We start from the raw sequence: 13,758 nt of genomic DNA, 5'->3' as shown, positions 1-13,758 counted from the left end.
CGTTCGCCAACCCTCAGCCCCGCCGGTGAAGCGCTTTCTAAGCTAACACCAACACACCGTCAACCCCTCTCGCAAATCAAACAAAATACCCCAGTCAACAGCCACTGAATCGGAAAAATACCACCCCCAACCCACTCATAAACCTCAAAAATCACCCCATCAGAAATGTTAACTATTATCCATGATTGCGCCCATCTTCACCCCAGCAAGACCCACACAGCCTCAGGAGCAGCCGTAGCCCTCAGCAGATAACCAAGCACACCATACGCCGGAAGTAAGAAACCACTTCCGCATAGCTTCCCCATCCCAGCCCCGAACCCCCAGCACCCTCACGCCACGACAAGGCACTCATGAAGCAACACCACAACAACGACCTGAGCGCCCCAGGTACTTAACAACCGCAGAAAGCAGCCCCTCCAACCCCGCAAACAAAGCAAAAAAAATCCCCGCAAAAAACGGGGATCTGTTGTTCTCTACAAAAGGGCGGGGCTGGAATTTTCGTATCTTCGGAACCACGCCACAAACTCGCTGATACCGTCTTCGAGGTGGGTGGTAGGTTTCCAGCCAGTAAGATCGTGAATGGCATCAATAGAGGCCCATGTTGTTTCAACATCAGCCTCTGGCCGAGGGCGCAAGCGCAGCTTGGCTGTGCACCCTAGTTCGCGCTCAAGCAGCTTCACCAGATACCGAACAGGTTCTGGCCGGTGATTGCCAATATTCAGCACCCGCGCTTCGCCTGAGGGAGGCGGGGTTTCATAAACGGCGAGAACACCTGCCACCACGTCTGAGATGTAGGTGAAGTCTCGCGCCAATGCGTCTCCTTCGTAAAGGGTGACATCTTTCCCGTGGGATATGGCCTGCGCAAAGCTGTAATAGGCCATATCCGGCCGCCCCCAGGGGCCATACACCGTGAAAAACCGTAGGCCTGTCTGCGGCAAGCCATAGAGATGGCTATAGGTGGACGAGGTCAGTTCTCCTGCGCGTTTTGTAACGGCGTAAAAAGAGCCGGGCTCATCAACCCTGTCGGTTTCCCGAAACGGCAAGGACGTATTGCGCCCATACACAGACGAGGAAGAGGCATAGACCAGATGGTCCAGCCTTGGCAGCCTGCGCGCAAATTCAAGCACGGACACATGCCCGAGCACATTTGACTCAGCGAAGGCAGCCGGATTGTTCATGGAATACCGAACGCCCGCTTGTGCAGCAAAATGGAGCACGCCGGTTATGGAGGGTTCCTGCGCAGCAATCTGCGTAAGGGCAGATGTGTCTGACACTTCAAGCTGATGGAAAACAAAGTGTGGCTGCTGTTGCAAGCAGGCCAGACGCGCCTGTTTCAGAGCAGGACTGTAATAGGTATTCAGGTTATCAACCCCGATAACCCTCTCTCCTCTTGCCAGAAGCGCCTGACTGACATGGTAGCCAACGAAGCCAGCCGCCCCTGTTACAAAAATCGTCACGTTCTTGCCTCGATACAACCCCCTGATTGGGATTGCGTATATCCTCTAACGTTTTTTCTGCCTGACTCAACCAGGCAGAAAAAACATGGCGTCAGGATTTTTTCTCCAGAGACGGCGCTTCCACCTTGTCCCCCACGGTTATACCCATCTTGGCTGTTACCCCGCCAGCCAGTTCAAGTGTAGCCGAAACCGGCCCATGACTGCTGATATGAGCCAGACTGCGTGGCACGGCATTTTCTGCAATGGCCTGAATACGATGATCTGGCGCTATGAACACGATATCAAGCGGAACCAGCGTATTTTCCATCCACATGTCGCTCTGTTGAGGAGTGGCCCAAAGAAACAACATACCGCTATTATCCGGCAGGTTGGTGCGGAACATTTCTCCCACCTGCTGCTGGCGTGGCGTACGCGCCAATTCTACTGAAAACACGTGTCGGCCGCTGGCGGACACAATCGTCAGATTTTCACGCGGCAACACCGGCTGAGCCTGTGTTGGTTCGCTCATATCTTCCGTGCTGGCCATGGCAGTGGCTCCCAACACGCTACCTGCCAGAAGGCAGGCCGCTGCCACCCCAAGAATACCCTGTCTCACTTACGAACTCCTAATCAACCGGCACAGAGAAACGGATTGTTCATGCGTTCAGCACCCAAGGTGCTTGAGCCACCATGCCCCGGCATAATGACAACATCATCCCCCAAGGGAAGCAGTTTTTCTTTGATAGATCTTACAAGAAGATGTCCATCCCCATAAGGGAAGTCCGTGCGCCCCACTGTGCCACGGAACAGGGTATCCCCCACAAAGGCGAAGCGTGCTGCCTTATCAACAAACACAACATGGCCGGGGGTGTGGCCCGGAACATGCAGGACATCAAACGTTCGCCCTGCAACCTTTACCTGCTCGCCCTCGGCAAGGTACCGATCCACCTTGGCGTTTTCCAGCCCTTCCAGACCGAAATGGCGTGCCTGATTTTCAATGGAGGACAGAAGAAACTCATCTTCCACTGTTGGACCAATAACAACAGGAGACGTTTCTTGTGTTTTAGCCAGCAAACGGGAAAGCGCGGCTACTCCTCCGACATGATCAAGATGCCCATGTGTCAGCAGAATCGCCTCTACCGTCAGACCATTCTGCCGGATGAATTCTGCCAGCACATCAGCATCGCCCCCGGGGTCCACCACCACAGCCTGCCGTGTTGCTTCATCCCACAAGACAGAACAGTTCTGACGAAAAGGCGTTACCGGGATAACCTGCAACTGCATGCCAGAATAGGCCTGGTGCAAAACTGTTCTCCTCCATCACCCAAAATACGCACGCGCGCGGCACGACATTGCCTCTCCCCTGCAACTGTTGAGAGAAACGTTCCTGCTTTCACTGACGCGCTTCCAAGACAACGTCCATAAAAAAACTGCCAGAGGCAACGCTCTGGCAGTTTTGTGACAAATAACTAGACCGCAGACCTCAGGCAGGAAGCTGCCAGCCGGTTGCCGGAATATCAAAATGGCTCCGCAGGTCATGCGCCGGAATATTTGTGAGATCCTTGGGGAAGCTCTTGATCAGCTTGGCTTCTGCCGGTTTGCTGAGATGCGTGCGGATTTCATGCAACACAGGCGCAGGGGCTGCCAGCACAAAGCCGTCAATCTGACCACCCTTGTTTACCAGCGCATTGATGCGATCGGCCACAACGCGGGCAAAGGCGTCTTTTGCGTTGTCTGCCGGTGTGGACCCGGACGGAACTTTGCCGGGGGTGCCTTCATGATCATGCGCATCAAAATCCTGCACATCTTTGAATTCACCCTGAGCGTCATGCAGGAAACGGACTTTGCCGCCATCCGCCACAACGTAGATTACGCGACCGTCTCTTGATTCTGCCATTTTATAGCATCCTTGCTTTCTTAAATAACACTCTGTTGTAACGTAGTGTTCTTCTCCGACGTATCAAGAGGGGGTGCAACAGGGAACCTCCCCTTCAAGCAGCCCTGCCCCTTGTTTCGGTTGTGTGCAGAAGACACGGAATTGTTATAAACTGGCTGCATGACCGCCCTGCCCCTGCCCTCCTCGCACCTTGCCCCTGCAAGCCCACGCCCACAGGTAATGACCCCGCTTGACCATGCCTTAAGCTGGATACGGGCAGGCCAGAAAGTTGCGCTGGCAACAGTGGTTGGCACATGGGGCAGCTCACCCCGTCCTGCCGGAAGCTTCATGGCTATCAGCGAGACAGGACGCGTTGAAGGATCTGTGAGTGGCGGCTGCGTTGAAACTGACGTCATCACCACCGCGCAGGCCATCATGGATGGCACGCCGGCGGAAATCCTCTCCTACGGTGTCAGCAGCAAACGGGCGTGGGATGTCGGGTTGGCCTGCGGCGGCAAGCTGGATGTTCTGGTGGAAGCCATTGGCAGCAAGGCCTGCCCCACAGGTACCTTTCCATTTCACCTTCTGGAAGAAGCCTGCATTTTTCAGGCAAGCCGGAAACCTGCCGTGCTGATGCGCACCTTGGATACCCGCCAGCATCGGCTTATGGAAACCTCCTGCACCACAGAGAAAGCAGACCTTCTGACCAATGCAGCACAGGAGTGCCTGCGCCATGGCAGATGCAGCACGCTTACAGAAAATGGGACGGATTGGTTCCTGCAGCCTCTTACACCGCCGCCGCGCCTGCTCATTGTCGGGGCTGTGCATATTGCGCAGCATCTGGCGCAAATGGCCATAATGACCGGGCTTTCTCCTTTAGTGATAGATCCGCGCACGGCACTGGCAACCCCGGAACGTTTCCCTGGTTTTATTCCAGGCGAAACGCTGATTACGGAATGGCCGGATGAAGCGCTGGAAGCGTTGGGCATGGACAGCATGACCGCCATTGTCACCCTGACTCATGATGCCAAGCTTGATGACCCTACGCTGGAAGCTGCCCTACGAGGATCCGCCTTCTATATTGGCGCTTTGGGCTCACGCAAAACGCAGGCAAGCCGAATGAAGCGTTTGAAGGAAATCGGGTTTTCTGATCAGGATCTGAAGCGTATTCATGGGCCAGTCGGGTTAGCGATTGGTGCGGTGGGGGCGGAAGAAATCGCTCTCTCCATCCTTGCAGAAATAGTGGCCGTACGGCGTGGTTCACCTCTTGCCGAGCAACCGGGGTGGTAGCGGAAAAAAACGCTTTCCGGCCAGTCGCCCTTGTGCTGGCTGCCGGGCGTTCCTCCCGCACGGCGCCTGCCCATAAGCTGATGGCACAAGACGCCGCAGGCCAAACCATGCTGGCCAGAACCACCTCTGCGGCCCTTCTGAGCAAAGCCGAGCAGGTGGTGGTGGTGGTTCCGCCCGACAAACCGGAACTTGCCGCGCATTTGCAAGCTACCTTCAAGAATACCCCCAAGCTGCATTTTTGTCTCGCACAGAATGCGGCGGACGGGCTTTCAGCCTCTTTGCGGGCCGGAATTGAAGCCGCTGAGGCCCTGAAAGCCTCAACTCTACTGGTATGTCTGGGCGACATGCCATTGGTTTCTGTCGGGCTGCTGAATAGTCTGCTGGCGGAACACAGACGCTACCACGCCGTTGCGACTGCGCCGGATCGTGGAGGCCGCCCAGCCAACCCGGTGGTGTGGGAAAGCACGGCATTCGAGGCGCTGAAACAGGTGCGTGGAGATAAAGGAGGGCGCTCCCTTCTTCAGGCACTCGGGCAGAAAGTGCATCTGGTGCATGCGCCTCTTGAGGAACTTGTGGATTTTGATACGGCTGAGCGGTTGGCGGCCTATGCCCGCCTGCCTGCACAGTCCGGTTGACCGCGACACGCTTAGCCGGAACACTGGCCCTATCGGAGCGGCACAGGGCTGCCTCTGTTATTGCAAAAGCAAGAGACCTTTCATGAGCAAGATTCTACGGACAAACCCCAACCCGATTCTTTCTTCCGTGGTCGAATACCATGGCTTTATCTTCACGCAGGGCGTGGTTGCCCGCAATCTGGACCTGGATATTGAAGGCCAGACCAAGGACGTTCTGGAACAGATTGACGCCCTGCTGGAACAGCATGGAACGGATAACACCCGCCTGCTGCAGGCCCAGATCTGGCTGAAAGACATCAATGATCGGGACGCAATGAACAAGCTGTGGAGCGCGTGGCTTCCGGAAAATCATGCCCCTGCCCGCGCATGCGTACAGGCCGCCATGGCTGACCCCCGCGTGCTGGTTGAAATCATGCTGATTACGACAAAATAATCTGACTTGCTCCGGCCGGGACGAGATCGCAGCGCGTGGCATCCGCGCCACAGTTTGGCGACTCCCTGCTGCCGGAGCCTCTTCCACATTTTCAGGCTTACGCACCCGACACAAAGGGAATTCAGGCAGATTCGTGGCTTACCATAGGAATTTATTCCTATTTTTTTTCTGTAACCACCCTGCCGTGTGCAAACCCTGAAAAGAGTGTTTTTGCTCCGCATTGAGCGCTTGCCTGACCTGCACAGATGTTTATACCTAACCGCAGACAACTTTTAAGCCCGCGATGCAGGAAAGGTACGCTGAGATGCGAGATGGACGGCCTGGTGCTTTTAAACTGAAAATGGCTGTTGTTTCGCTTCTGTCCTTATCCGCTTTCATACAGCCTGCTATGGCCAAAAGCCGCAGTGTGGCGCACAGACACGCTACCCCCCACAAAATGACCTTTACCGCTGCCTCCTACCATGGTGCAGCAGGCCGTTACGCTGCGGGCCGCTGGCATCCGGCTTCCGGCAGCCGGTGGCACAGAGGTGGTTATGGTGGGCACGTTATTCAGTGTGTGGCTTATGCCCAGAATGCTTCTGACGTTATGCTCCACGGGAATGCCCGTGACTGGTGGCATAATGCGGCTGGCGTGTATGAACGCGGCTCTGCCCCGGAACCGGGTAGTGTGCTGAATTTCCGTAGCACACGCCGCATGCCGCTCGGCCATGTGGCTGTTGTGCGGAATATTGTTGATAGCCGCACCATTGTCATTGACCAGTCCCACTGGGCGCAGAACGGCATCAGCCGCAATGTTCAGGTCATTGACGTTTCCCCCAACAATGACTGGTCAGCCGTCCGCGTGGCGCTGAATAATCGGTCTGGTGGATTTGGGTCCATTTATCCCACCTTCGGCTTTATCTATGGCCGCCGCCCTGGCACCAACTCTCACGCCAATGACGTGATGACGGCCTGGGCAAAGAAAATGAACGCGCAGAACGGTGCCACTCAGCTTGCACAGGCTCCTGCCACAGCACACCCTATCAGCAGCGGCGCAGAAGAAGACGGTATTACCTTCGCTGGCCAGAACTGAACTTCTGTCACTATAACGCATCAAAGCACTGTCCGTTTTCTTACGGACAGTGCTTTTTTTTGATCTATAACAAAGCACGGCGGAATGCCTGATACCTCAGGCGTGGCCAGTTTGGCCCGTCAGGCTGACGGGATCAATATCAATGGCGGCCAGAGCCTGCCGCCACTTCACCCCATAATCCTGCCCGAACACAATCTCACGCGACGGCGGAGCAAGCAGCCAGGCATCATGACGGAAGATTTCTTCCTCAAGCTGCCCGGTTCCCCAACTGGCATGCCCCATAGCCAGCAATGCATCCTGCGGGCCACTTCCTTCTGCAATATCCTTGAGCACGTCCAGACTGGCTGTCAGGGTCACGCCACCCGTCACGGATAGGCTGCCTTCACTTTTCCAATCGGAAGAATGCAGAACAAAACCCCGCGTTTCGTCCACCGGGCCACCGGCGCACACACCAATTCTGCGCAAGGGTGGGATAGGGCCAATGTCCAGTTGTTCCAGAACATCATCCAGTCCCGGCTTGGGCAAACGCCGATTGACCACCAGCCCCATTGCGCCACCATCATGAGCATGGGCACACACGTAAATAACTGTTCTTGCAAGGGGTATCTCCCAAAGCGGGCGATGCCACCAGAAGAAGCCCAGTTAAGGAATGGCCTGGCTGCGTTGACTGTTTGAGAAGAGAGATATGCTTGAAAGCCATACTTTGGATATGAGGTGAAGCTTGCAGTTTGGCAAGTTTTTGCCCCTCCCCGCCCCCTATAATTCTTATGACATTCAAAGCGGGAAAGAGCCGTTATTTTTTATGCCCGCCCTCGCGAGCCTCCCGCCACACAGAGAACAGACCTCCTTGCTGGTCTTTTTACAAAGCGGTCATTCAGGCATAGCATCGCGCCAGAACAAGGAAGGATCAGCATGAACAAGCTCGCTAAATTTCTGCGCGCACTGGACAGCTACCACATTACAGATGGCGATAAATTTGATCTGAAAGACCATAATCCGAACGATGACGGGGATCTGGGGCTGACCAAGGCAGATGGTGCCAAGCTTCTGAAAACTGTGAAAAAACGCCTGTTGGATCTTCAGGATCTTCTTTACGCCAACCAGACACATTCTGTTCTGATCATTCTGCAAGGTATGGATGCCGCCGGCAAGGATGGCACCATCAAGCACGTCATGTCCGGCGTTAATCCACAAGGTGTTTCCGTTACATCCTTCAAACAGCCTGGCCCGACAGAACTTCTGCATGGTTTTTTGTGGCGTATTCATCTGGCAGCCCCACAGGTCGGGCGGATTGTGATTTTCAACCGCAGCCAGTACGAAGATGTTCTGGTCACCCGTGTTCACCCAGAACTTTTGGAGCATGAGCATTTAAGCGGCGAGATCAATACCCCGGAATTTTGGGCCGGACGATACAGCGATATCCGCCATCTGGAGCATTACCTGTCCCGACAAGGGACTATTGTTCTGAAATTCTTCCTGAATATTTCGCGCGAAGAGCAAAGAGAACGCCTTCTTGCCCGTTTGGACATTCCAGATAAACGGTGGAAATTCTCTCCGTCAGACCTGCGTGAACGCGAATATTGGGATGACTATCAGAAAGCCTATCAGGCTGCCATTTCTGAAACTGCCCGCCCCTATGCGCCATGGATTATCGTCCCATCCAACCATAAATGGTACGCGCGCCTCGTTGTTATCGGTGCCATTATCCGCGCCCTGCAAAACCTGCAACAGCAGGCACCCAAACCTGCTCCAGAAGTTGGTAAATTTCTGGATGACTACCGCGCGCGGCTCTTAAAAGAGCAGCCTTAACATACAGCGACCGTAAGAAAGCGCGGCCCAATCTAATTGACATGGACTGCGCCGCACCTCATTGCCTGCTCAGATCATGTCTGATCTTTACTGTTTGAAGGAAGGTTTTCCGTTAATGGCAGCGTCCGCCTTTTACCGCTCCCTTTTTGGTGCAGGCCTTCTGGCTTTGGGATCGTCTCTTGCCACCTCCCCTGCTTTTGCAAGAGAATCATCCACTTATCAGACTGCGCCCGCAAGCTGCGACAACCGTGATTTCATTGCGAAGCAGCAGGCCTTTGAAAACGGTGGCCCCAAGGCCGATGTGCCTGTGCATCTCTGCGGAACTGTTGTCGCCATTTCTCCTAAGGCTAAACGGACGCGAAGTGGCTGGCATGGTTATTTCTACGTTGCTGTTGCTCCGAATATCTCCATCCGCATTGTCTCCGGTCTGGATGAAATGAACGCGCCGGCATGGCCATGGGTCAACAAAGGCGATCAGGTGGAAGTCGTTGGCCGCTATTATTATGATTCCTTGCGTCGGCAAGGCGTGGACTGGACGCACCATGGCACAGGCTGGTCCTGGCATGTGCCGGGATATGTAACCGTCAATGGCAAACGTTACGAGTAAAGAAATACCTGAAAAGTCTGCCAGCCCCTGCTGGAGACTTTTCGGTCTCTGACTGGAACAGGCTTTGCGCCAAAATCTACCGCCATGAAAAACGGCCAGTCAGACTAATCTGGCTGGCCGTTTCCCGTTTTGACTTCAGAAGAAAGAAGCAGATTATCCTGCTGCTTCTTCCTCTTTTTCATTGCCCCGTTCGTCTTCATCAGATGACGGGCTACCGAGCACCTTGCTTTCAACAATATCGAAAGTCAGGGCACCGTTCTTCAGGCCGATCTTCACTGCGCCGCCTTTGACAAGTTTGCCAAACAGCAGTTCTTCCGCCAGCGGCTTCTTGAGCGATTCCTGAATGACCCGGCCCAACGGACGCGCGCCATACAGTCTGTCATACCCACGTTCGGCCAGCCATTCCTTGGCTGCGGAAGACAATTCGATCGTCACGTTACGGTCGGCAAGCTGTGCTTCAAGCTGCAACACAAACTTTTCGACCACACGGCCCACCGTTTCCGGCGTCAGGTTAGCGAACGGAATGATCGCATCCAGACGGTTACGGAATTCCGGTGTGAACAGCCGCTTGATGGCTTCCTCATCTTCACCATCACGCGCGATACGCCCAAACCCGATGGCTTCCTTGCTCAGATCAGCCGCCCCGGCATTTGTGGTCATGATCAGGATAACGTTCCTGAAATCGACCGTCTTGCCGTTATGGTCGGTCAGTCTGCCGTGATCCATCACCTGCAGCAGCACGTTATACAGATCCGGATGAGCCTTTTCGATTTCATCCAGAAGCAGCACGGCATGCGGATGCTGGTCAATGGCATCGGTCAGCAGACCACCCTGATCAAACCCGACATATCCCGGAGGAGCCCCCAGCAGACGGGAAATGGAGTGACGCTCCATATATTCCGACATGTCAAAACGGATCAGTTCGATACCGAGTGTGGACGCCAACTGCCGGGCCACTTCCGTTTTCCCGACCCCAGTGGGGCCAGAGAACAGATAGTTGCCAATCGGCTTTTCCGGATCACGTAGGCCAGCACGAGACAGCTTGATGGCGGCAGACAGGGTTTCAATTGCCTGATCCTGCCCGAACACCATCCCTTTGAGGTCACGTTCCAGAGCCCGCAGCACTTCTTTATCGTCAGCAGAAATGCTCTTGGGCGGAATGCGCGCAATCCGGGCGATGATGTCTTCCACATCCTTCAGGTTCACGGTTTTACGCCGCTTGCCTTCAGGCAGAAGCATACGGGACGCCCCAACTTCATCAATCACGTCAATTGCCTTATCCGGCAGTTTCCGATCATGAATGTATTTGGCAGACAGTTCCACTGCCCCACGAATGGCTTCTTCTGTGTAACGGACCTTGTGGTGCTTTTCGTAGCTGCTTTTCAGACCACGCAGGATTTTCACCGCATCATCCACAGTGGGTTCCGGCACATCAATTTTCTGGAACCGGCGCACAAGGGCACGATCCTTTTCAAAATGCTGGCGGAATTCCTTATATGTGGTGGACCCGATGCACCGCAGCGTGCCAGCCGCCAGAGCAGGTTTCAGCAGGTTGGAGGCATCCATGGCCCCGCCTGATGTTGCCCCGGCCCCGATCACCGTATGAATTTCATCAATGAACAGGATACCGTGCGGGTCCTGATCCAGTTCTGTCACAACGGCTTTCAGGCGTTCTTCAAAGTCACCGCGATAGCGGGTGCCTGCCAGCAACGCGCCCATATCCAGCGAGTAGATGGTCGCTTTCAGCAGCACTTCAGGCACATTGCCTTCCACAATGCGGCGGGCGAGCCCTTCCGCAATGGCGGTTTTACCCACCCCGGGGTCCCCCACATAAAGCGGGTTGTTCTTGGTACGGCGGCACAGGATCTGAATGGTGCGTTCAACTTCCGTATCGCGCCCGATCAGAGGATCAATTTTACCCGCTTCCGCCTTTGCATTCAGGTTGATGCAATAGGTGGACAACGCATCCTGATTTTTCTGTGTCCGTGTTTCGCCGCGCTCTCCATCTTCGTTCTTGTCCGACCCTGAACCGGAATTGGTACCCGTGCCAGTAACCGGACGGCGCGTGGAACGATCAGGAGCCTTGGCAATCCCGTGGGAGAGAAAATTCACAGCATCCAGCCGCGTCATATCCTGCAGTTGCAGGAAGTACACGGCATGGCTTTCCCGTTCAGCAAACAAGGCAACAAGCACATTCGCACCCGTCACTTCATCACGCCCGGTAGACTGCACATGTATGGCCGCACGCTGAATAACGCGCTGGAAAGCCGCTGTAGGTTTGGGTTCTGTCGGGCGGTCAGACGCCAGACCCGCCAGATCCTTATCAAGAAAACCGGTCAGATCGGTCCGCAGGCGTTCCAGATCAACGCCGCATGCCCGGAACACCGTAACGGCATCCGCATCATCGACCAGGGCAAGCAGCAGATGCTCAAGCGTCGCATATTCGTGATGCCGTTCACCGGCCAGAATAAGTGCCTTATGCAGCGTCTGCTCAAGATTGCGTGACAACATGACGAGACGCTCCTTTCCCCAGTTTCCCAGACCGTAACACTGTGTCCAATGAGACGTCTGGTTCCCTCAGAATCATATTTGGCTGCTTTGAGCGGAATTGCGAGTCAGAACCGCATAAAAAAGACGCTATGGGCGACTTTTTTTCGTTTACTCGCCTTAATCCTTTTCAATCGTACATTGTAACGGGTGCTGATTCTGGCGCGCAAGGTCCATAACCTGCGTCACTTTTGTTTCTGCAACCTCGTATGTGAACACGCCGCACACGCCAACACCGCGCTTGTGCACGTTCAGCATGATACTGGTGGCTTCATCCCGATTCTTGTTGAAGAAGCGTTCAAGCACATGCACCACAAATTCCATGGGCGTGTAATCGTCGTTCAGCATCAAAACTTTGTACATGGCGGGTTTGCGGGTTTTGGGCTTGGCCCGCACCACGACCCCGGCATCACTGCCGTCATCATCCGACTCCGCGCCGCCGCCATTACGTCGAGACGGCCCATTACCCGCATGCAGGACTGAAAAAGAACGGGATGCCATCAGGCCAGAACTCCGCTTCCGAACTTTGAGAGGGAAAGACATGCGCTATCATATTGGAATTCAGCACAGGGATGGAAGAGGCCATTGCATCTGAAACGCCCTGATTTCAAGACGCTATCGTAAAGATTGCCACATTTATGCCACATAACAGGCTAACACCAAGTACAAGAACACCGCGCCAAGGTCAGGATTCTCCAGTTTTTTTATCGACGCGGTCTTGCAATCTGAAGTACCAGACTGAATTATCCTGAGAATAAAGCAGGTGGGATCGCGCAGTGGCAGACATTTACGCAACAGGACGCACAACAGACACTCCAACACAAGGTCTGGACTCTTCTCGCCGGAAACGACGCCCTGCCATGCGTAAATGGGTTGGCCTGCTGGCCGGTGTGGCGTTGACCACCTTTGCCAGCCAGCGCGCAGCCCACGCCCAGTATGCGGGCCAGATCAGTTCCATTGTGATGGACGCCAAAACCGGAGCTGTTCTTTCCCAGACTGATCCCGACCTGCGCCGCTACCCTGCCAGTCTGACAAAACTGATGACGCTTTACATGGCGTTTTCCGCGCTGCGCGCTGGTACCATCACGCTTGATCAGGCTGTTCCTGTTTCCATTCATGCCGCGACAATGGAACCTTCCAAGCTTGGTTTGGTTCCCGGCACCCGTCTGACCGTTGAACAGGCCATACTGGCGCTAGTGACCAAATCCGCCAATGATGCCGCCTGTGCGCTGGGTGAATTTCTGGGCGGCGGAAGCGAACCACAATTTGCCGCCATGATGACCCAGCAGGCACGTGCGCTTGGCATGAACAACACCACCTTCCGCAACGCTTCCGGCCTGCCTGACCCGGATCAGATGACCACAGCGCGGGATCTGGCCATTCTGGCCCGCCATATCGTGACGGATTTTCCGGAAGATTATCATTATTTCTCCGTGGCCGCTTTCCGCTTTCATGGCCGCATGATCCCCAACCATAACCCCATGCTGAAGGCCTATGTCGGCGCGGACGGCATGAAGACCGGCTACACGCAGGAAGCAGGCCGCAATCTGGTGACCTCAGCTATCCGCAATGATGTGCGGCTTGTTGGGGTGGTAATGGGCGCATCTTCCAACCCGCAGCGTACCCTTGTGATGGCAGATCAGCTTGACCGAGGCTTTGATGCCGAAGGGGTTGCCCCGGTTGCGCGTCCGCTGGTTCTGGCACGCAACGTAGTACCGGCTCATCGCCGTGGCGGACGGGTGATCATGCTGGCGGCGGCTTCAGCCCGCCACGGACACGCACCGCTTGAAGTGGCAGAAGCGCCGTTGAGCCGTCATACCCGGCATGTGCGTGCAACGCCTGTTTCAGGTGGCCATCATGTCCGGCTGATCGGGGCCAAGGTTCATCCGGCAACGGCGACCACCACCAAGCATGTTCATCGGGCTCATTCCACCCGTAATCATACCTGAATTCTTTTCCACAACCCGTTTCCAGGCCGGAAGCGGGTTGCCTTTACTGCCGCCTCACTCCATTTTGCATATCTCTAAATTAAGATCTGCAAAAATCACGGAGC

At 55.1% G+C, this 13,758-nt stretch carries 13 protein-coding genes and 1 pseudogene; 7 read left to right on the top strand and 7 right to left on the bottom strand.

What is annotated here, in order from left to right:
• Positions 1-473: 473 nt before the first annotated feature.
• From ASN_RS10445 to ASN_RS10430, 4 genes are all read right to left on the bottom strand, one after another.
• Positions 474-1,457, bottom strand: coding sequence for an NAD-dependent epimerase/dehydratase family protein (locus tag ASN_RS10445; protein WP_058988135.1), 984 nt, complete (start codon positions 1,455-1,457; stop codon positions 474-476).
• Positions 1,458-1,548: 91 nt separating this feature from the next.
• Positions 1,549-2,052, bottom strand: a complete 504-nt coding sequence (locus tag ASN_RS10440) for a DUF192 domain-containing protein (protein ID WP_006557172.1) — start codon at positions 2,050-2,052, stop codon at positions 1,549-1,551.
• Positions 2,053-2,066: 14 nt separating this feature from the next.
• A complete protein-coding gene (locus ASN_RS10435) occupies positions 2,067-2,720 on the bottom strand; it encodes an MBL fold metallo-hydrolase (RefSeq protein ID WP_058989280.1) in 654 nt (217 codons plus the stop codon).
• 199 nt (positions 2,721-2,919) lie between these two features.
• A complete protein-coding gene (locus tag ASN_RS10430; protein WP_058988134.1) occupies positions 2,920-3,333 on the bottom strand; it encodes a host attachment protein in 414 nt (137 codons plus the stop codon).
• A 219-nt stretch (positions 3,334-3,552) separates the two neighbouring features.
• Here ASN_RS10430 and ASN_RS10425 point away from each other — a divergent pair, with 219 nt between their 5' ends.
• The 4 genes from ASN_RS10425 (at position 3,553) to ASN_RS10405 (ending at position 6,742) form a co-directional block, all read left to right on the top strand.
• Entirely contained in the window at positions 3,553-4,602 is a 1,050-nt protein-coding gene (locus ASN_RS10425; RefSeq protein ID WP_082666814.1) for an XdhC family protein, read from the top strand.
• Entirely contained in the window at positions 4,596-5,237 is a 642-nt protein-coding gene (locus ASN_RS10420; protein ID WP_058988132.1) for a nucleotidyltransferase family protein, read from the top strand. Before ASN_RS10425 ends, ASN_RS10420 begins: the two co-directional genes overlap by 7 nt.
• Before the next feature lie 82 nt (positions 5,238-5,319).
• Positions 5,320-5,670, top strand: coding sequence for a RidA family protein (locus ASN_RS10415; RefSeq protein WP_006557167.1), 351 nt, complete (start codon positions 5,320-5,322; stop codon positions 5,668-5,670).
• Positions 5,671-5,974: 304 nt separating this feature from the next.
• Positions 5,975-6,742: a CHAP domain-containing protein gene (locus ASN_RS10405; protein WP_058988130.1), complete on the top strand. Its 768-nt coding sequence runs from the start codon at positions 5,975-5,977 to the stop codon at positions 6,740-6,742.
• A 96-nt stretch (positions 6,743-6,838) separates the two neighbouring features.
• On the opposite strand, the pseudogene ASN_RS10400 reads toward ASN_RS10405, so the two are convergent.
• A pseudogene (locus ASN_RS10400) lies at positions 6,839-7,442 on the bottom strand (YqgE/AlgH family protein).
• Between the two features lie 212 nt (positions 7,443-7,654).
• Between ASN_RS10400 and ASN_RS10395 the strand changes: the two are divergent.
• Both ASN_RS10395 and ASN_RS10390 read left to right on the top strand, forming a co-directional pair.
• Complete coding sequence (locus tag ASN_RS10395; protein ID WP_058988129.1) at positions 7,655-8,551, top strand: polyphosphate kinase 2 family protein; 897 nt, start codon at positions 7,655-7,657, stop codon at positions 8,549-8,551.
• A gap of 115 nt (positions 8,552-8,666) precedes the next feature.
• On the top strand, positions 8,667-9,158 hold the full coding sequence (locus ASN_RS10390; protein ID WP_039903156.1) for a DUF3465 domain-containing protein: 492 nt from the start codon (positions 8,667-8,669) through the stop codon (positions 9,156-9,158).
• Positions 9,159-9,311: 153 nt separating this feature from the next.
• On the opposite strand, the gene clpA is transcribed toward ASN_RS10390, so the two are convergent.
• The gene (gene clpA / locus ASN_RS10385; RefSeq protein WP_006557161.1) at positions 9,312-11,669 is read right to left on the bottom strand and encodes an ATP-dependent Clp protease ATP-binding subunit ClpA; all 2,358 of its coding nucleotides are present in this window, start codon (positions 11,667-11,669) and stop codon (positions 9,312-9,314) included.
• Between the two features lie 156 nt (positions 11,670-11,825).
• The gene (gene clpS, locus ASN_RS10380; RefSeq protein ID WP_006557160.1) at positions 11,826-12,206 is read right to left on the bottom strand and encodes an ATP-dependent Clp protease adapter ClpS; all 381 of its coding nucleotides are present in this window, start codon (positions 12,204-12,206) and stop codon (positions 11,826-11,828) included.
• Between the two features lie 359 nt (positions 12,207-12,565).
• Between clpS and ASN_RS10375 the strand changes: the two genes are divergently transcribed.
• A complete protein-coding gene (locus ASN_RS10375) occupies positions 12,566-13,654 on the top strand; it encodes a D-alanyl-D-alanine carboxypeptidase family protein (RefSeq protein WP_231948511.1) in 1,089 nt (362 codons plus the stop codon).
• The last annotated feature ends 104 nt before the right edge of the window (positions 13,655-13,758 follow it).

The sequence above is a fragment of the Acetobacter senegalensis genome (genome assembly GCF_001499615.1).
In the GTDB taxonomy this organism is placed as follows: Bacteria; Pseudomonadota; Alphaproteobacteria; order Acetobacterales; family Acetobacteraceae; genus Acetobacter; species Acetobacter senegalensis.
This window is presented reverse-complemented; position numbering and strand designations above follow the sequence as displayed.